This window comes from Alteromonas sp. KS69, from assembly GCF_003989595.1.
Classification (GTDB): Bacteria; Pseudomonadota; Gammaproteobacteria; order Enterobacterales; family Alteromonadaceae; genus Alteromonas; species Alteromonas naphthalenivorans.
Genome location: NZ_PYHU01000038.1, coordinates 76,067 through 92,811, shown reverse-complemented (window position 1 = coordinate 92,811; position 16,745 = coordinate 76,067). Strand labels below are relative to the sequence as shown.

At 42.4% G+C, this 16,745-nt stretch carries 17 protein-coding genes; 6 read left to right on the top strand and 11 right to left on the bottom strand.

All coding sequences use genetic code 11. The annotated features are described in order from the left end of the window. Positions 1–15 precede the first annotated feature (15 nt). From C7Y69_RS17435 to C7Y69_RS17425, 3 genes are all read right to left on the bottom strand, one after another. Positions 16–1,092 carry an efflux RND transporter periplasmic adaptor subunit gene (locus tag C7Y69_RS17435; RefSeq protein WP_126873573.1) on the bottom strand — a complete coding sequence of 359 codons (1,077 nt, stop codon included), beginning with the start codon at positions 1,090–1,092 and terminating at the stop codon, positions 16–18. A gap of 185 nt (positions 1,093–1,277) precedes the next feature. Then, entirely contained in the window at positions 1,278–1,685 is a 408-nt protein-coding gene (locus C7Y69_RS17430; RefSeq protein WP_126873572.1) for an OsmC family protein, read from the bottom strand. Between the two features lie 26 nt (positions 1,686–1,711). Further along, entirely contained in the window at positions 1,712–2,584 is an 873-nt protein-coding gene (locus C7Y69_RS17425) for a S1 RNA-binding domain-containing protein (RefSeq protein ID WP_126873571.1), read from the bottom strand. A gap of 65 nt (positions 2,585–2,649) precedes the next feature. Here C7Y69_RS17425 and C7Y69_RS17420 point away from each other — a divergent pair, with 65 nt between their 5' ends. The 4 genes from C7Y69_RS17420 to C7Y69_RS17405 all read left to right on the top strand — a co-directional run bounded on the left by C7Y69_RS17420 (position 2,650) and on the right by C7Y69_RS17405 (position 6,001). Further along, positions 2,650–3,378 carry a 5-oxoprolinase subunit PxpA gene (locus C7Y69_RS17420; RefSeq protein WP_126873570.1) on the top strand — a complete coding sequence of 243 codons (729 nt, stop codon included), beginning with the start codon at positions 2,650–2,652 and terminating at the stop codon, positions 3,376–3,378. A gap of 127 nt (positions 3,379–3,505) precedes the next feature. Continuing rightward, positions 3,506–4,210 (top strand): 5-oxoprolinase subunit B family protein, encoded by a 705-nt coding sequence (locus C7Y69_RS17415; protein ID WP_126873569.1) that lies wholly within the window; start codon positions 3,506–3,508, stop codon positions 4,208–4,210. Next, complete coding sequence (locus C7Y69_RS17410; protein ID WP_126873567.1) at positions 4,200–5,132, top strand: biotin-dependent carboxyltransferase family protein; 933 nt, start codon at positions 4,200–4,202, stop codon at positions 5,130–5,132. The genes C7Y69_RS17415 and C7Y69_RS17410 overlap by 11 nt, the downstream gene beginning before the upstream one ends. Before the next feature lie 2 nt (positions 5,133–5,134). Further along, positions 5,135–6,001, top strand: coding sequence for a D-amino acid aminotransferase (locus tag C7Y69_RS17405; protein ID WP_126873566.1), 867 nt, complete (start codon positions 5,135–5,137; stop codon positions 5,999–6,001). Positions 6,002–6,084: 83 nt separating this feature from the next. Here the strand turns inward: C7Y69_RS17405 and C7Y69_RS17400 are convergent, their stop codons facing one another. Further along, positions 6,085–7,092 (bottom strand): LacI family DNA-binding transcriptional regulator, encoded by a 1,008-nt coding sequence (locus C7Y69_RS17400; protein ID WP_126873565.1) that lies wholly within the window; start codon positions 7,090–7,092, stop codon positions 6,085–6,087. A gap of 94 nt (positions 7,093–7,186) precedes the next feature. Then, a complete protein-coding gene (locus C7Y69_RS17395) occupies positions 7,187–7,792 on the bottom strand; it encodes a gluconokinase (protein ID WP_126873564.1) in 606 nt (201 codons plus the stop codon). A gap of 283 nt (positions 7,793–8,075) precedes the next feature. On the opposite strand from C7Y69_RS17395, the gene C7Y69_RS17390 reads away from it, so the two are divergent. Further along, positions 8,076–9,416 carry a GntP family permease gene (locus tag C7Y69_RS17390; RefSeq protein ID WP_126873562.1) on the top strand — a complete coding sequence of 447 codons (1,341 nt, stop codon included), beginning with the start codon at positions 8,076–8,078 and terminating at the stop codon, positions 9,414–9,416. A 372-nt stretch (positions 9,417–9,788) separates the two neighbouring features. On the opposite strand, the gene fur is transcribed toward C7Y69_RS17390, so the two are convergent. Beyond that, positions 9,789–10,214: a ferric iron uptake transcriptional regulator gene (gene fur / locus C7Y69_RS17385; protein WP_057792126.1), complete on the bottom strand. Its 426-nt coding sequence runs from the start codon at positions 10,212–10,214 to the stop codon at positions 9,789–9,791. Between the two features lie 314 nt (positions 10,215–10,528). On the opposite strand from fur, the gene C7Y69_RS17380 reads away from it, so the two are divergent. Continuing rightward, the gene (locus C7Y69_RS17380; protein WP_126873560.1) at positions 10,529–12,535 is read left to right on the top strand and encodes a methyl-accepting chemotaxis protein; all 2,007 of its coding nucleotides are present in this window, start codon (positions 10,529–10,531) and stop codon (positions 12,533–12,535) included. 100 nt (positions 12,536–12,635) lie between these two features. Here C7Y69_RS17380 and fldA read toward each other — a convergent pair whose 3' ends face one another. From fldA to C7Y69_RS17355, 5 genes are all read right to left on the bottom strand, one after another. Further along, entirely contained in the window at positions 12,636–13,160 is a 525-nt protein-coding gene (gene fldA, locus C7Y69_RS17375; protein WP_013784294.1) for a flavodoxin FldA, read from the bottom strand. Between the two features lie 29 nt (positions 13,161–13,189). Then, positions 13,190–13,408, bottom strand: coding sequence for a DUF2788 domain-containing protein (locus C7Y69_RS17370; RefSeq protein WP_013784293.1), 219 nt, complete (start codon positions 13,406–13,408; stop codon positions 13,190–13,192). 110 nt (positions 13,409–13,518) lie between these two features. Beyond that, positions 13,519–14,301: an alpha/beta fold hydrolase gene (locus C7Y69_RS17365; RefSeq protein WP_126873558.1), complete on the bottom strand. Its 783-nt coding sequence runs from the start codon at positions 14,299–14,301 to the stop codon at positions 13,519–13,521. Positions 14,302–14,424: 123 nt separating this feature from the next. Then, a complete protein-coding gene (locus C7Y69_RS17360; protein ID WP_126873556.1) occupies positions 14,425–14,826 on the bottom strand; it encodes an H-NS family nucleoid-associated regulatory protein in 402 nt (133 codons plus the stop codon). A 114-nt stretch (positions 14,827–14,940) separates the two neighbouring features. After that, on the bottom strand, positions 14,941–16,590 hold the full coding sequence (locus tag C7Y69_RS17355; RefSeq protein WP_126873555.1) for an electron transfer flavoprotein-ubiquinone oxidoreductase: 1,650 nt from the start codon (positions 16,588–16,590) through the stop codon (positions 14,941–14,943). Positions 16,591–16,745 lie beyond the last annotated feature (155 nt).

Below are 16,745 nucleotides of genomic sequence, written 5' to 3'. Positions count from 1 at the left end.
CTTTTTATAGCGGGCTTAGCCGTTAACGACATCTACAGGGGCTTGGTCTTTTAGGTTTTGGTGGCCAGCAGTAACCACTTTTTCTTCACCTTGTAAGCCGCTTAACACTTCAATCATTTCGTCTTGTTCAAAGCCAGTTTCAATGTCGACTTTTGTGGCTATGTTGTCTTTAACAACAAAGACGCTATGTTGGTTGTCCATAGTGATAAGCGCACGTCGAGGAAGTAGCGTAGCGCTATTGTGGAGTGCGTACTCAAGGGCTACGTCAGTGAACATGCCCGCTTTTAATACGTGTTTTTCATTTGGCACCGCAAGGGTAACTTTAAATGTGCCAGTGGCCGCATCAATTACAGGGCTAATTCGCTCTACCGATGCTGTTAATGATTTATTGCCTAGTGCAGCAACAATAAGGGTGGCGGGTTGACCTACTGCTACATTTTGCAATTCGTTTTCAGGTAAGTACACCACGCCTTGTAAATTCTGCTGTTGCACAATATGGAACATGCGCTCTCGTTGGAAAGATTCAGTCAGGTTACCTACTTTGGCGTTTCGAGAAGCAATGAAACCGCTGATAGGCGCTGTAATTGTGGTTTCTTTTAAATCTAGTTCAGCAAGATGAACCGACGCTTTGGCTGATTCATATTGTGCGGTCAGTTTGTCGTAGGTATCTACACTGATAAGGTTTTTAGAATAGACTTTGTTTACCTTATCTAACTCACGCTCAAGACCGGTTAAATCTGCCTTTGCCTTGGCAAGATTAAGTTCATATCTGCGTTTATCTAATTGCGCGAGCACTTGGCCTTTTTCAACGTAGTCACCTTCTTCTACCACTATCTGTTCAATTATGCCGGACGCCCTTGCTACCACAAATGCTTCTTCTCTCGCTTCCAAAATGGCGGTAGTAGTATAAGTAGAGCTAATTGATCCCTTGGTTACCGTAGCGGCTTCTACCGGTATGGCTATCACCGCTTCAGCGATGTCTTCCGTTGGATTTATTGCATCGGCGTCGGTACACGCACCTAGCATTAAAGATAAAGAGAGTATGCCGCCAGTAAGGGACAGTGTGCGAAGCGAGTTAAACGAAGCGTCCATGGTCAAATACCTGATTGTTGTCGTTAATTATTAGAGTAATAACAGCTAACAGCAGCAACCATGCCAGTAAATGTAAGGAGATGTTTATTTGTTAGTAATCAGTAGGTTGTATTTATTTCCTGAGGGAAATGAAAAAGGGCTATCAATCACTGATAGCCTTTTACACTAATAGATGGTGTATTAGCCTAATTGTGTGTAGATTCAACTAAAGTATAGCTGGTGGTGATCTCCACGTTGCCCGTTAGCATCAACATAACTGAGCAGTATTTTTCAGTAGAAAGTTGTACTGCACGTGCCAATGCCTTCTCGGTCACGCTGCTAGCTACCACAGTGTAGTGGGCATGAATTTTCGTAAACACGCGAGGGGCGTCATCAGCGCGATCGGCTTCTAGTTCACATTCACAGCTTTCAATTTGGTGGCGGCCTTTTTTAAGAATGTCTACCACATCAATACTGGAGCAGGCGCCAACGGCTAATAATACTGACTCCATTGGTGATACCGCATTACCACTGCCGTCCATAACGGTTTTATACCCACTGTCGGTAGTACCGGTGAAAGTGAGGTCTTTATCCCATGAAACTTGTGCTTTCATTATACTTCCTAACTATTACTTGCTGCTTACGATTGGGTGAGACGAACGGCGTCTGCGCCAATGGTAATTTTCTTTTGCTTATACAATGCGCCTAATGCCTTTTTATACGCGGCTTTACTTACATTAAAATGTTGGTAAATGGCATCGGGCGGACTTTTGTCGGTTAACGTTGAAATGCCACCATGGGCTTCCAAATCATCTAAGATGGCTTGCTGCAAGGCATCTCGGGTTTCCTTATCATGACGCTGCAACACCACATCAATTTTGCCATCTTCACGGATGGTTTTGACTACGCCGTCGGTAGATTGGCCTACTTTAAGTGGTTTAAATGCATCGCTATGAAATATTAAGCCCAGGGCTCTTTCATTCAATACCACTTTAAAGCCTAAGTCTGACTTGGCATAAACCAAGCAACTTACATTTTCACCTTCGCTAAGATAGGCGCTGCCTTCTTTAAGGAAATAGTGCAAACGGGTTGCACCTAAAATTCGATTTGTTTTTTCATCAAAGAAAGCGTGAACAACGTAATACATGCCGGGATCTATAGGCGATTCTTGATAATCGGCGGGAATGAGTAAGTCGTTCTCTAGGCCCCAGTCGAAGAATGCACCGAAGTGGGTAGCCGAGACCGCTTTGAGTACCTTGGTTTCACCCACTTGTATGCGCGGTGGCTTCAAGGTAGCAAACAAATCGCCTCGTTGATCGGTAGCCACAAACACATCTAGGGTTTGCTCCACTTCCAGCGGCGTGGTTACTTCGTCGTGAGGTAAGGTTACAGTAGGCATATCTTCACTACTGTAGTCGGTTTCATCTACATTATCGGCAAGTGGTGCTAGCGCATAGCCAAACGGATATTCGGCGACCACTTTTAATGTATTAATTTTTCCAATATTTATCATTAACACTGACTTTTAAAAAAGAACAGGTAACATGATATCGGATTGAGGTTAAGAGCTAAACACTTATGAAGTTAAATTGCGATTTAGGTGAAAGTTTCGGTGCATGGCAAATGCCTGTAGACGCCGACATTATGAAATTTATTGACCAAGCTAACATTGCGTGCGGCTTTCATGCCGGTGATCCCGTAGTGATGAAACAAGCGCTGTATCTGGCTAAAAACAGTAATGTTGAAATAGGCGCGCATCCTTCTTATCCCGATTTACAAGGGTTTGGGCGTCGAAGTCTCGCTATGCCAATAAAAGAACTGATAGCCTGTGTTCAATATCAAGTTAGTGCATTGATGGGTATGGCCAGTATTGTTGGCGTGCCAGTGAGTTATGTGAAACCCCATGGAGCGTTATACAACGATATGATGCTTGACCCTCAAGTGCGTACCGCGGTCATGCAAGCTGTGGGGAGTATTAACAAAGGCCGGTTGGGGTTGATGGTGCAATCTCACGCACACAATGAAGCCTTGGTGCTTGAAGCACAAGAATATGGATTGACGTTAATATTCGAAGCGTTTTCAGATCGTCGCTATACCGATGAAGGTTTTTTGCAGCCCCGCTCACAAGAAGGCGCGGTGTTAACCGCCGCAGAAGCGCTAACCCAAGCGAAGCTTTTGATTGAAGATGGTGAAGTTGTCACCGTTAGCGGGCAAAGACTGCCATTGCAGGCTGACACACTGTGCGTACATGGCGATACCGCGGGTGCTGTCGAGATTGCACAACAAATTCGTGAATGCATGAAATAGGTGGCTCAAAGGTATAAGGAATTTACAAAGTAGAAGAAAACACCAAGTGATTTCATTTTTTACTTAATAAATCACGTAAATGCCTTAACGTCGCCATAATTTCACCCTTTTTATTAAGGATATTACTATGCATCCCTTTGGGGATATTAAGCAGATAGTACCTGCTGGCTTAGATGCCATACTTTTGTACTTCGCGGGCGACACGGTAGATGTTGCCAATGCGCGATGTCAGCATTGGTTGCATTCCATTACGAGCATGACGTTTCCATGGCTAAAAGAATGTGTTCCAGCCTACGACTCATTGCTGCTGGTTTTTGATGCTCATAAAGTGGATAGCCACTTTGTTTATCAGATGCTTCGCTCGCTAGCAGCACAAGATGCGAATATGAGTATCAATGGTACTGGCGGCATTAGCGCAAAAACTCATGAAATACCTGTGTGGTATGGGGCAGAGCCGGCTAACGACTTAGCGTTGGTAAGCCAAAAAACGGGGTTAAGTGAGCAGGATATTATTGATGCTCATATTAGCATGACTTACAAAGTTTACGCCGTGGGCTTTGCCCCTGGCTTTGCTTATATGGGGAATGTGCCCGAAACCTTACAGTGCGCTAGATTAGAAACGCCACGAAATAAGGTACCTAAAGGGGCAGTGGCGATTGCCGACGCGCAAACTGCTATTTACCCATCGTCATCGCCTGGTGGCTGGCACTTGTTAGGTTTATGCCCACTGAATTTAGTGGACACTAGCCATAACGCGCTTTTAAAAGTAGGTGACAATGTTAAGTTCGCGCCCATTTCAGAACAGGAATTCAGAGACTTGCATGAAGGTTAGTGTTGAACAAAATGGTTTGCTGAGCCTAATTATCGACAACGGTCGGCAAGGTAAACAGCACCAAGGCTTTTGTCAGTCAGGCCCTATGGATGAAGAAGCATATTGGTGGGCGAATTATTTGGCCGGTAACCAAGAAGGTACGCCCTGTATTGAAATTATAGGGTGCGCAAAATTTGTGTGTGATACCGATGCGCAAGTTGCTGCCACGGGTCGTAGTGTGGTTTGCCTAGTAAATGAACAGTCTGTTTCTCCATTTGAAACTATCTTTGTTAAAGCGGGTGATCGGGTATCTATTGACAGTGAACACATGGGCAGTAAGGCCTATCTTGCAATACACGGTCGGTGGCAAGTGCCTTCACCGCTAGGCAGTGCGAGCACGGTCTTGCGCGAAGGTATAGGCGGCCTTGAAAATAAAGGCGCGCCGTTAGGGGGTGGCGATACCATCAATATTGAAACCCCAACAATACAAAGTGCTCACAGGGCTTTAGCACCGAAGCACTGGCCGCAATACGACTTGAGTCAGCCCTTAGCGCTTATCTTAGGCTACCAAGAAGACAAGTTTAGCGCTTCTGAAAAAGGGCGTTTGTTTTTAAACGAGTATACGGTAACAACAAATATTAATCGTATGGGCTATCGACTGTCTGGTTCACCCATACATAGCAATATGACTAAAATGCGTTCTGAGGCTATACATATCGGTGCGATGCAAATTCCGCCCGACGGACAACCTATTGTGATGATGCGAGACAGACAAACCTTAGGCGGTTATCCAAAGCTTGGCAGTGTAAGTTTGCTTGATGTTAATCGTTTAGCGCAAGCCGTGCCGGGGGAAACTGTTACCTTCATGAGTCAGCATTACGATGATGCCCGCGCCGCATTTTTATTAAATTGGCAAAAACGATTTCGCCTTACAGGAGAATAAGAGTGACCATTGCATTTTTAAACGGCGAATTCATGCCGTTATCAGAAGCTAAAATTTCCCCCATGGACCGAGGCTTTTTATTCGGTGATGGTATTTACGAAGTTATTCCTACTTACCACGGTAAAGCGGTAGGGATGACCGGCCACTTAAGCAGAATGCGCGATGGCTTGGCGGCTATTTCTATTACTAACCCATACAGTGCACAGCAGTGGCAGCAAAATCTAGACGGGCTTATCGACGCCAATGCCAGCCATTTTCCAAGCGGAAACATTGGCGTGTATTTCCATATTAGTCGTGGAACGGACACCAAGCGTTATCATGCCTACCCGCAAAATATTACGCCTACCGTATTTGGTTTTGCCTTTGAAATTGCGCCAGCTCAACCGTTAGAAGCAGCCAATGTTAAGCCCTTTAAGGTGGCGCTTGAAGAAGACAAGCGCTGGCAGCGTTGCCATATCAAATCAACGTCATTGTTAGGTAATGTGATGCACTTTCAGGCGGGGGTAGATAGTGGTGTGCAAGAAACTATTCTGCACAACAGTGACGGTATTATCACTGAAGCGAGTTCTTGCAACGTGTTTATGGTAAAAGATAATGCCATTTTTACCCCACCATTAGATAACCAGCTGTTACCTGGAATTACTCGTCAAATAGCGTTAGAAGCATTTAACCGAGCGGGTTTGGCAGTAGAAGAAAAGTGGTTTACTAAGGAAGATTTATTCAATGCAGATGAAGTGTGGTTAACCTCTTCAAGCAAAGAAATTGCGCCTGTCGTTGAAGTTGATGGTAAAACTATTGGTAGCGGTGAAGTAGGGCAGATGTGGGAGAAAGCCATAAAGGCTTATCACAATTATAAGTTTGAGGCTTAGGCCTAGCGGCTAAAACTTAAAGGCTGGCTTACAATAACGTAATTTACATTGAAGGATAGGGAAGCGCATGCAGGCAAAAATACCTAAGCAGTTTCCCTAAATTTAATCTCATAGGGAAATACTTTACTTGTTTCTTTTACACTTTTACCTTCAATAATTGATATCAATGCGCGGGTGGCTAATTCAGCCATCTCTCTTCTCGGTGTGAATACCGTGGTAAGGGAAGGGTAAATAGCTTTCGCAAAACTTAAGTCATTGAAACCACATATATCGATGTCTTTTCCAGGTTTGATCCCCCTGCGATTACATTCCATTACGGCGCCCGCTGCAAGTTCATCACTCACGAAAAATACGGCATCTAAGTCTGGCCACTTGTGAAGCGATTCTGCAAGCAGTTCTGCGCCTGCTTGAAATGAGGCATCAGCGCGTGATTGAAGACACATATCATCTTGAAGACGTGCATTGTAAAGCGCTTGTTCCCAACCCCGCTTTCTAAGTACGGCACGCCAGTCTAGCTGCAGCGAACAAAATGCGATTTTCCTTCTGGCTTTCTCGTTTATCAAGTAGTCTGTCATTGCTTTTGCCGCATTGAAATGATCTACGCCATAGTTAATATCAAAAGTAGACTCCGACATATCCATAATTTCCGCCACCGGTGCATCGCTGGTTTTTAACATTCTTATGGTTTCGTCGGTATGACGACTAGAAGTGAGAATAAAACCTGAAACTGCTTGCTGAATATAAGATTCAACAATACGTTCCTCTCCCAATTCTGAATAGGTAGAGTCACCAATCATTAATGCATAGCCAAGTTCATCAGCAACCGTTTTTGCACCTGAAACTACCTCGTTAAAAACATTGTTTCCAAATGAAGGGAGTAGTAAGGCAAGCGTTTTATTGTTTTGTATAGATAAGCTCTGCGCGGCGCGGTTAGGAATGTAATTTAAATCCTTAGCCGCTTTCTTTATTTTCAGTGATAACGCTTTTGAGATGCTACTTGAATCTTTAAGGGCGCGAGAAACCGTAGTTTTGTGAATACCTAAATGTGCGGCGATGTCTGAAATGGTTGTGCGTTTTTTAATATTTTTCATAAGGTAGATTCATTTTTATTATTGTTGCACAGTTTACTTATTTCACTGTAATGGGGCGTTATACTCTCGTTTGAAAAGGCGTCAAATTTAGGGGCTATGAAGCATCTATCACTGAGCTGATAAACGTCTTGCATTTGGCCACCACCTCATCGATGCTTTGTGAAACATCCACAAAGAAAGCCTCATTTTTATTTGGTATTTCAAGGGTAGCAAACTGACTTTTGAGCATATCATCGCCCACAAAAAAATGCTGTCTTTGTTTAAGCCTTTGGCCAATGGTATCGGTAGAGGCATGTAAGTAGATGAACCTTACATTCGATTGAACGCTTTTAGCTAATGGATTTTTTTTCTCTTCAGCTTGCCTTCCTGTTAGCTCTTTATTAAGCCCTTCACTTAGCCCTTCACTTAGCCCTTCACATAATAATGCTCGGTAGGATGCTTTAAGCGCTGAACAAGAAATAATAGCGCTTCGATCATTCGCCAAATGATCTTTGGCTATTTTATTCAAATGCGTTAGCCAGTCCCATCTGTCGGCATCTTCTAACGGAATCCCAGCAGACATTTTTTCTACGCTAGCCACAGGGTGATAACTATCACCTTCCTCAAAAACAAGTCTCAGTTCAGAAGCCACACGCTCGCCGATAGTAGATTTCCCTGTGCCTGAAACGCCAGTAATAAAGAAAACGGTATTTGCAGTCATTTAACTACCTTTTTAACTCAATGCTAAGGAAAGTGCTCAACACTAGGATGACTTATTTAAAATAATCATAAGTTGGAAACCGGTTGCGTTCAAGGTTTCTTTATAATATTGTTACGGCGAATGCGTAATTTGTTAACGTGGTGTTGCGTAGAATAACAACGGGTTGCCTGGGTGTTCTCTGTTTACTAGATAATAAGAATTTTCATTACGTACTTCAGAATTTTACGAGCCGCTAACTGCAGGTTCAAGTACAGACTTAAGTGCAGGTTTATAGGGAAGAAACATGTCAGATACCTTTTCGCTTCTTTTTTTCGCCATAGTCAGCATTGTACTGCTGGCCTATTTGGTTATTGCTAGAAAAGTACATGCCTTTATTGCCATTATTATCGCAGCAGCTTTTGTAGGACTAGGCACGGGAATGGACGCCACAGAAGTGCTCAATTCCATGCAAAGTGGTATGGGAAATACACTTGGTTTTGTTGCTACCATAGTGGGGCTAGGCGCAATGTTCGGGCAATTCCTAGAAGAGTCGGGTGGTGTGGATAGATTAGCGCTAACCATCAAGCAGAAGTTCGGTGAAAAAAATAGCCAATGGGCACTGGTTATAACCGGTTTCCTTGTGGCGATACCGGTATTTTTTGAGGTAGGACTCATTATATTAATGCCGCTGATATATTCAATGGCGCAAAAAACCGGTAAGTCGTTAATTTATTATGGCATTCCTTTAGCAGCAGGGCTTGCGGTTACCCATGCCTTTATTCCCCCCACGCCAGGGCCTGTAGCCGTAGCATCTATATTAAATGCCGACATTGGACTAGTGATTTTATTTGGTTTTATCGTTGGCGTGCCATGTGCTTGTATTGCAGGCCCAATTTACGCTTCCTATATCGCCAAAAAAATCCAAGTGCCAGTGCCGGAACATATTAGAAATATCGAGGCTAGGCCAGTAGAAGCATTGCCCTCGTTTTCATTAGTGGCCGCTTTGTTATTCTTTCCTCTTGTTGTGATCCTCGTCGGGTCAATTGCGAAATTTGTGCTAGCCGACGGCATAGTAAAACAGGTATTTATTTTTGTTGGGCATCCTTTCATCGCACTCACCATCGCGACCTTGGCATGTTTTAAGTGGCTCGGAATAAACCAAGGCTTAAGCGCAGATCAAGTGAGAAATGTGGCATCGAAAGGGTTAGAGCCAGTTGCACTCGTGATATTAGTGACAGGTGCGGGTGGTATGTTCAAACAAGTATTAATCGATTCGGGGGCAGGTCAAGCCTTTGCCGATGTAGTGGCACTTTCACCCTTACCACCGCTAATGGCTGGGTTTCTTATTGCCATTTCCGTCAGGATTATTCAAGGCTCAGCTACCGTTGCAATGTTAACGGCTGCTGGTCTGATGGCTCCCGTTGTTAATGCTTTGTCGTTATCACCGTCTTTATTAGCGCTAATGACCATCTCTATTGCTGCCGGAGCTACAGCAATGTCGCATGTAAACGATACGGGGTTTTGGATAATTAACCGCTATTTCGATATTTCGGTAAAAACCACCTTAATATCCTGGACGTGCATGGCCACTATTATTGGCGTTGTGGGGCTAATGCTAACCCTACTCTTAGCGATGTTCGTTTAATACGTACTCGTCTATAGCTACACATAGTAAACCTTGGTTTTAGAGCGCTTACTAGAAACTCATTTTTATGACTACTTATTATATTTATTGAAGAAACCGGTTTCCATTCTTGGTTGCAGTTATAATTGTGGTATGTGTATTTTGTTGAAGCTAGTCAGAAAGGGCTCTATTTTAAATGCTACGGTAGGGCGAAAATTGATAGACGCTATACGCTATTTGAGGGCGAACTAGGAGGTGAATATGCGGTGCTACTATGCGGTAATACTATGCGGTAATACTATGCGGTATTACTATGCAGTACTGGCGTTTATAACAAAAAGCCCTTCAATTCACATTAAAGGGCTTTTGCTAAACAGAAGTGCTTTGCGGTAACTAATCGTTACCTTCGCAATTTCCATCTGTACATTCACCATAAAGATACAAACTATGATGTGTAAGCTTGATATTGTGCTTCTTCGCAATCATGTCTTGGCGCTGCTCGATAATATCGTCTTCAAACTCAATTACCTTGCCACATTTTAGGCATACTAAGTGATCGTGATGTTCTTTGTGGCTTATTTCAAAAACTGATTTGCCACCTTCAAAATGATGGCGATTCAAGATACCCGCATCATCGAATTGGTTTAGTACGCGATAAACTGTTGCAAGGCCAATCTCTTCCTCTTGCTCGATCAGAATCTTATACACGTCCTCTGCACTGATGTGTTGATTTTGAGGTTCTTGCAAAATTTGCAAAATCTTTAGACGTGGCAGGGTTACTTTTAAACCTGCTTTTTTAAGTTCTTTATTCTGATCCATTACAACCTACTGAGAACGAGATGTTTATCAATGGAGCTATTATAGGTAACTCGTCAGGATTTAAAAGTAAAACTACTGTTTCTTGTTCGGTACGATGGAAATTCGAACGAATTAGAATTTTTTATTGAAGTGGCATCTTGTCGACTATTTTGTTTTTTGAGGACAGACCAGTTTGTAAGTGTCAGTTATTGTTAATAATTAATAGCATCTATTTAAACTCTGAGTGCATATTTTTAACATTCTGTTAAACTTGTAGTAATAATGGTAAAACGAGGTTGGTACGTAGATTTCATCGCGTGCTTAGAATTATGCCAATGCAATTAACGGTTATAAATAAAATAAAACTAGGTTTTGGCCTTTTTGGTTGTTTGTTACTCATCACAAGTATTCTTTCTTATTTCGGTTTAAACGACATTAGACGTTCAGCAGAAGACGTGGTTGAGCGGAAAATGCCAGCTCAAACCAGTATGCTTAAAGTCAAAACCGAGATCCTATCTTTATCTGTGGTTACGGCAAATGGCTTTCACGAAAATACACCCAGCGCGTTGGCCCAAAATCAACAAAAGTTTAAAACGCTATCAGACGAGTTTGTGCAGGATCTCAAGAACCTAACTATTATTCTTCCTAGCAATCCAATTGCGGTAGAAGCGGTAAATGCAAGTTTAGCCTACGTAGAAAATAGTCATGATATGTATGCAGCATTAGCGCAGCGAATCACGATAGAACGCGCGTTGGGCGAAAAATTGAGTGAAGTAATGAGCGAGGCAGATGAAGCAAGCGCCTTAATGCTGGATTTGTCTTACTTAGAGTCAGACAGTCCAAGCCTAGACACATTAATTGGTGCAGGGACGAATATCGATAACAAGCTGCTTACCACCACAGATTCTTTTAGCGAACTTGCCGCCAGTATAGATGCACAAGAAACGGCCAATATAATTGACGATATTAAATATCAAATCAGTAATATTACGGTAGATAAAGATTACTTAAACCGCCTTGCACTTGATATTGATGATGGGGGCACGGTAGCTGCTTTCAATGAACAATTTGCTTTACTCATTGAAAACGTAAACGGCACCAACGGTTTGGTGGCGCTACAACAACAAAAGTTAAATGAAATAGCCGTAGCTCAAGCGAAAAAAGACGAAGCATTAACGGCGTTGCAGGTGGCGTTAAGCAGCATTAATACATTATTTGATAGTGTGCAGTCTGAATCAATTGAGGGTCAAAATGCGATTTTGGAATCTGTGCAAACCAACTTAGTTAAAAACTTTGTTGTGGCAGTGATTGGCCTGATTGCAGCCATTACGTTAGGTGTGCTGGCGACCCGAAGCATCTCTACGCCCCTTGGAAGAATTAATGAAGGGTTAACTCAACTGAGTAAAGGGGATTTAAGCCACACGCTACCTGAAATAGGGAATGATGAATTCACGGCGCTTTCCGTCAAAGTGAATAGTTTAACCAATAGTTTGCGAGAGTTAGTGGGGAATATTTTAGAACAAGAAAAACGCTTAATTACCATTACTAAAGAAAGCGTCGCCTTAGGTGAAAAAAGCTTACAAGGTGTGGATGAACAACGTAAACAAGTCACGGTAATTTCTACTAATACCCAAGATGTGCAAAACACGAGTCGTAGCAATTTAAGCCAAATTAATGATGCTATGGAAGCGCTGCATACCGTGACCGCACAAAGCGAAGAAATTAGTGTGCTAGTTGCCCAAAACCGCAGTCAGGTAGACAGCCAAGCCCGACAGGCTGAAGCATCCGCAGATATTATAAATCGTTTAGATGGACACTCACGCAGCATTGGCAGCATTCTTGACGTTATAAAAACCATTGCTGAGCAAACCAATTTATTAGCACTTAACGCAGCAATTGAAGCCGCTAGGGCAGGAGAGCAAGGCAGAGGTTTCGCCGTAGTCGCTGATGAAGTGCGCACCTTGGCAAATCGTACACATAACTCGACCGAAGAAATCGAGTCTATGATAGGCAACCTTCAAAAAGATGCTGAGAAAGCGGTAAAAGCCATAAATGCGGGCAGGGAACAAGCCCAAGAAGGGGTGGAAATTACGCAACAAGTATCTCAGCAGGTTGAAAGTATTCGAGAAATTATTGCTCGTTTAAGCCAAATAAATGAGCATATTGTTACAGATACTCAGCAACAAGATGTATTACTGGCAGATGTAGCCTCAAGCTTAAATACCATTGTTGCTCTGGCTGACTCCAGTGCTCAGAGTACCCGCCAAGCCAATGAGTCGACTATGATGCTAGATGCGCAAACTGACAGCCTTAGAAAAGCGGTGGAGCGTTTTCAGCTTTAACTTTTTTTGTGGTGTGAATATCGCAACAAATAATAACGCAAACAAAAACGCCGCTAACAAAAGCGGCGTTTTTATTACTAATAAGCATGAAGCTTGTGAACTAGGCTAATTCAGATAAACACAGTTCGTCATGAATTTGCTTACACCAAGACTTTACACGTGATTCGGTAAGCTCTGGTTGACGGTCTTCATCAATGCCTAAGCCTACAAAGTGGTTGTCGTCTGCCATACCTTTAGAGGCTTCGAAATCGTAACTTTCGGTAGGCCATTGTCCTACTAAAATGGCACCACGGCCTTCAACGATATCGCGAACCATACCCATAGCATCAAGGAAATATTCTGCATAATCTTCCTGATCGCCACAGCCAAAAATAGCTACCAGCTTGTCGGTAAAATCAATGTCTTCTAATTCTGGGAAGAAATCATCCCAGTCACATTGCGCTTCACCGTAGTACCAAGTAGGGATCCCGAAAATAAGCAAATCAAACTCTGCTATATCTTCTTTGCTGCTCTTGGCAATGTCTTTTACATCAATTAGCTGTTTACCCAGTTCCTTCTGGATCATTTTCGCAACATGTTCGGTATTACCGGTGTCACTTCCGAAAAACAGGCCAACGCTTGCCATATCAAACCTCTATTATTCGTTACTAGTTACTATACACCTGTGCTTAGCCAGAACCATTCAATGATTCCTTTTGCTAGGAAACCAATGGCCCCTAAGCCTAATACCCCATAAGTCACAACACGCCCAATTAACGGCACGTTATTTTTTGATAGGACATCGTGTACCGCAAAGCTCATCAATACAAATAGTATAAATAAACCGCCGTACAGCATGATGGATTCAATTAGCTCAAAGTTTTCTGCAAGCATAGTGTCTTTATTGGAAAAAATCTGGCGCAACTATATCACAGTATATACGCCTAGCAGAGTCAAAAAGGGTCAAAAAAAAGTAATAATAGGCATTCGCATCTTAGATAACGCTAACTTGCCGTCTTTTCTAATGTGCGAGCCACAATTGCATTGAAAACACTTGGTTTCTCAGCATGTAGCCAGTGTCCTGTACCCTCAATAATGTGGGCTTTGGCACTAGGGAAATATTTCGCAATTTCCTTCCTATAAGAATTATTAATGTAATCTGATTCAGCACCTTTAATAAACAAGGTTATCCCATGAAAGGTCAAATTACTTTGAGGCCAATCAAGTATTCGTGAATAACTGGCAATTAATCCATCGACATTGAAACGCCATTTCCACTCGTCGCTGTCAGTTTGGTACAAGCTTTTAAGTAAAAACTGCTGTACACCAGGCTCTTTAACGTATTCAGAAAGAGCGGCTTGTGCCTCTTTCCTATCACTTATCGCGTCAAGTGGGACGTTTTTAAGGCCATCGAACACTGCTTGATGACTATGTGAATATTTCACGGGGGCAATATCTGCCACAATTAAATGGCTAACACGGTCAGGGTTCAATAACGCAAATTGCATTACCATTTTACCGCCTAAGGAATGGCCTAAAAAAGCCGCTTTATCAATCTGGTAATTATCGAGTATTTCAACAACTCCCGTTACCGCAGCTTCCAACGTAAACCCGTTAGTCCAAGGGGATTGTCCGTGATCAGGTAAATCAATACTAATAATATTGTAGGTGCTTTCAAAGTGACGCTTAACGCCTGCTAAGTTATCAGCACTGCCAAACAAACCATGAACTAACACTAACCATGGAGAATCTTTTTGGGCTTCGGATAATTTGAAATGCAAAGACACTTTATACCCTATTAAAAATAGTAATTAAGACTAGTAGTGGGGGAGAATTTAAAAATGACAAGAGATAGAAAGAAGGGGTAGCAGTAAATTTATTCACCGCTAGCCCATTTTATAGCACAAGTACTATGCGTTTACTGAATAGTCTTCCAACGACTTTCCGCTTTCAAGAGCTTCTTTATATACGCGAGGCATACGACCGATGCCTGTCCAAGGGTGGGTAACACCTTCGCTATCTGTTAATTTATATTTAACAGGGCGCTTTTTACCTACCTTTTTAGGGGCCTCTTCATTTAATGATTGTAAGTCTTCGAAATTTAAACCCGCTTCTTCCATTTGTTTTTTAATTTCTTCAAGCTTGGCGCGTTTTTCTTGACCAACTTTTTCTTCTTCAAGCGCTTTTTCTTTTCTTTTATCAATAATATTTGCAAGTTTTTCTTGCACTGTTTCTAGCTCTTGAATGCTTAATTCCTTTACAGCACCTTGTAAACGTCTTCCATGGGTTAAAATATCTAAAAATTCGTTCATTTAATAACCTTTGCGTTTCGTAGTGGATTTTTCAGGCGAATCATAATTAAATTTAGCACAAAAAAAAAGCGGAGAAAGTCCGCTTTTTAATTTTTTAAGATAAATGGCTTTAAATTACATATTTGGGTAATTTGGTCCGCCGGCACCTTCAGGCACAACCCAACGAATATTCTGTGAAGGATCTTTAATATCACACGTTTTACAATGCACGCAGTTTTGCGCATTAATTTGAAAACGCTTAGACCCTTCCTCTTCAATAATTTCGTACACCCCAGCAGGGCAGTAGCGCTGTGCAGGCTCTGCATATTTAGGGAAATTAACTTCTAGTGGAATAGAAGCATCTTTTAATTGTAAATGACAAGGCTGCTCTTCTTCATGGTTTGTATTTGATAAAAATACTGAAGAAAGCTTATCAAAACTTAAAACGCCGTCCGGTTTAGGATAGCTAATTTCTTTAGCATCAGAGGCCAAATCAAGTTGAGCATAGTCTTTATGTTCGTCTTTCATGGTGAAAAATAAATTACCATTAAAGAAGTTCTGCTCAAGCGTATTAAATGCGCCCCCCCAGAAATTACCTAATTTATGAATAGCCGGTCCGAAATTACGTGAACGGAATAATTCATCATATACCCACGAATTTTTAAATTTATCGGTATAGCCAGTTAATTCACTTTCAGGGGCTTCTGCATTCTTCGCTAAAGCTTCAATAATAGACTCAGCAGCTAGCATGCCTGATTTCATAGCCGTGTGATTACCTTTGATTTTCGCAAAGTTAAGCGTACCTGCTTCACAACCTACTAATATGCCACCGGGGAACGTCATTTTAGGTAAAGAATTAAAGCCACCTTTTGCAATTGCACGGGCACCATAAGAAACACGCTTACCGCCTTCTAAATATTGTTTAAAGACAGGATGGTGTTTTAATTGTTGGAATTCATCAAACGGGCTTAAGTACGGGTTGCTGTAGTTCAAATCGACGATAAGGCCTACGAATACCTGATTATCTTCTGCATGGTATAAATAACTACCGCCAGTTGCGTCGTTTAGCGGCCAACCAGCACTATGTACGACTAGACCAGGCTGATGTTTAGCAGGGTCGATATCCCAAATTTCTTTGAAGCCTATTGCGTAATGTTGTGGCGAAGCGTCTTTATCAAGCGAGAAATGCTCGATAAGGTCTTTACCTAAATGCCCACGGCAACCTTCTGCAAATACGGTGTATTTCGCTCGAAGTTCCATGCCAGGCATATAGCCATCTTTGGGTTGGCCATCTGCGCCAACACCCATGTCACCCGTTAATACACCACCAACACTGCCGTCGTCATTATAAATGACCTCTGAAGCTGCGAAGCCAGGGAAAACTTCCACACCCAGTTGTTCCGCTTGTTCAGCTAACCAACGACAGACGTTACCCATCGACACAATGTAGTTACCATCGTTGTGCATGGTTTTAGGGGTAATCGCGTTTGGTAGGCGTTTTGATGATGATTCACTATTCAATAAATAAATATGATCTTCGGTCACTGGGGTGTTCAAAGGTGCGCCTTTTTCCTTCCAATCTGGAAAAAGTTCGTTCATTGCTCTAGGCTCAAATACCGCACCTGAGAGAATATGTGCACCCACTTCAGAGCCTTTTTCGACAACACAGACCATGAGTTCTTGGTTGTTTTCATTGGCAAGCTGCATAAGCTTGCAGGCGGTTGATAGTCCAGCTGGGCCGGCACCGACGATGACTACGTCAAACTCCATCGATTCTCGTTCCACGGGTGGCTCCTTATGTTCGATTTTTTATAGTGCACTATTGATGAAACAAATAATGCGATGTGTCAAAAACATGTAAATTAATTGTCGTCCTGAAAGGTAATCTAGGTTGACGTTTACGTCAACAGTAAGTACATTGCAGGGAGTTTACGTTAACG

What these genes read in the sequence shown, in the direction of transcription:
- C7Y69_RS17435 (WP_126873573.1), bottom strand. Translation starts at nt 1,092, where the DNA reads ATGGACGCTTCGTTTAACTCGCTTCGCACACTGTCCCTTACTGGCGGC.
- C7Y69_RS17430 (WP_126873572.1), bottom strand. Translation starts at nt 1,685, where the DNA reads ATGAAAGCACAAGTTTCATGGGATAAAGACCTCACTTTCACCGGTACT.
- C7Y69_RS17425 (WP_126873571.1), bottom strand. Translation starts at nt 2,584, where the DNA reads ATGATAAATATTGGAAAAATTAATACATTAAAAGTGGTCGCCGAATAT.
- C7Y69_RS17420 (WP_126873570.1), top strand. Translation starts at nt 2,650, where the DNA reads ATGAAGTTAAATTGCGATTTAGGTGAAAGTTTCGGTGCATGGCAAATG.
- C7Y69_RS17415 (WP_126873569.1), top strand. Translation starts at nt 3,506, where the DNA reads ATGCATCCCTTTGGGGATATTAAGCAGATAGTACCTGCTGGCTTAGAT.
- C7Y69_RS17410 (WP_126873567.1), top strand. Translation starts at nt 4,200, where the DNA reads ATGAAGGTTAGTGTTGAACAAAATGGTTTGCTGAGCCTAATTATCGAC.
- C7Y69_RS17400 (WP_126873565.1), bottom strand. Translation starts at nt 7,092, where the DNA reads ATGAAAAATATTAAAAAACGCACAACCATTTCAGACATCGCCGCACAT.
- C7Y69_RS17395 (WP_126873564.1), bottom strand. Translation starts at nt 7,792, where the DNA reads ATGACTGCAAATACCGTTTTCTTTATTACTGGCGTTTCAGGCACAGGG.
- C7Y69_RS17390 (WP_126873562.1), top strand. Translation starts at nt 8,076, where the DNA reads ATGTCAGATACCTTTTCGCTTCTTTTTTTCGCCATAGTCAGCATTGTA.
- fur (WP_057792126.1), bottom strand. Translation starts at nt 10,214, where the DNA reads ATGGATCAGAATAAAGAACTTAAAAAAGCAGGTTTAAAAGTAACCCTG.
- C7Y69_RS17380 (WP_126873560.1), top strand. Translation starts at nt 10,529, where the DNA reads ATGCAATTAACGGTTATAAATAAAATAAAACTAGGTTTTGGCCTTTTT.
- fldA (WP_013784294.1), bottom strand. Translation starts at nt 13,160, where the DNA reads ATGGCAAGCGTTGGCCTGTTTTTCGGAAGTGACACCGGTAATACCGAA.
- C7Y69_RS17370 (WP_013784293.1), bottom strand. Translation starts at nt 13,408, where the DNA reads ATGCTTGCAGAAAACTTTGAGCTAATTGAATCCATCATGCTGTACGGC.
- C7Y69_RS17360 (WP_126873556.1), bottom strand. Translation starts at nt 14,826, where the DNA reads ATGAACGAATTTTTAGATATTTTAACCCATGGAAGACGTTTACAAGGT.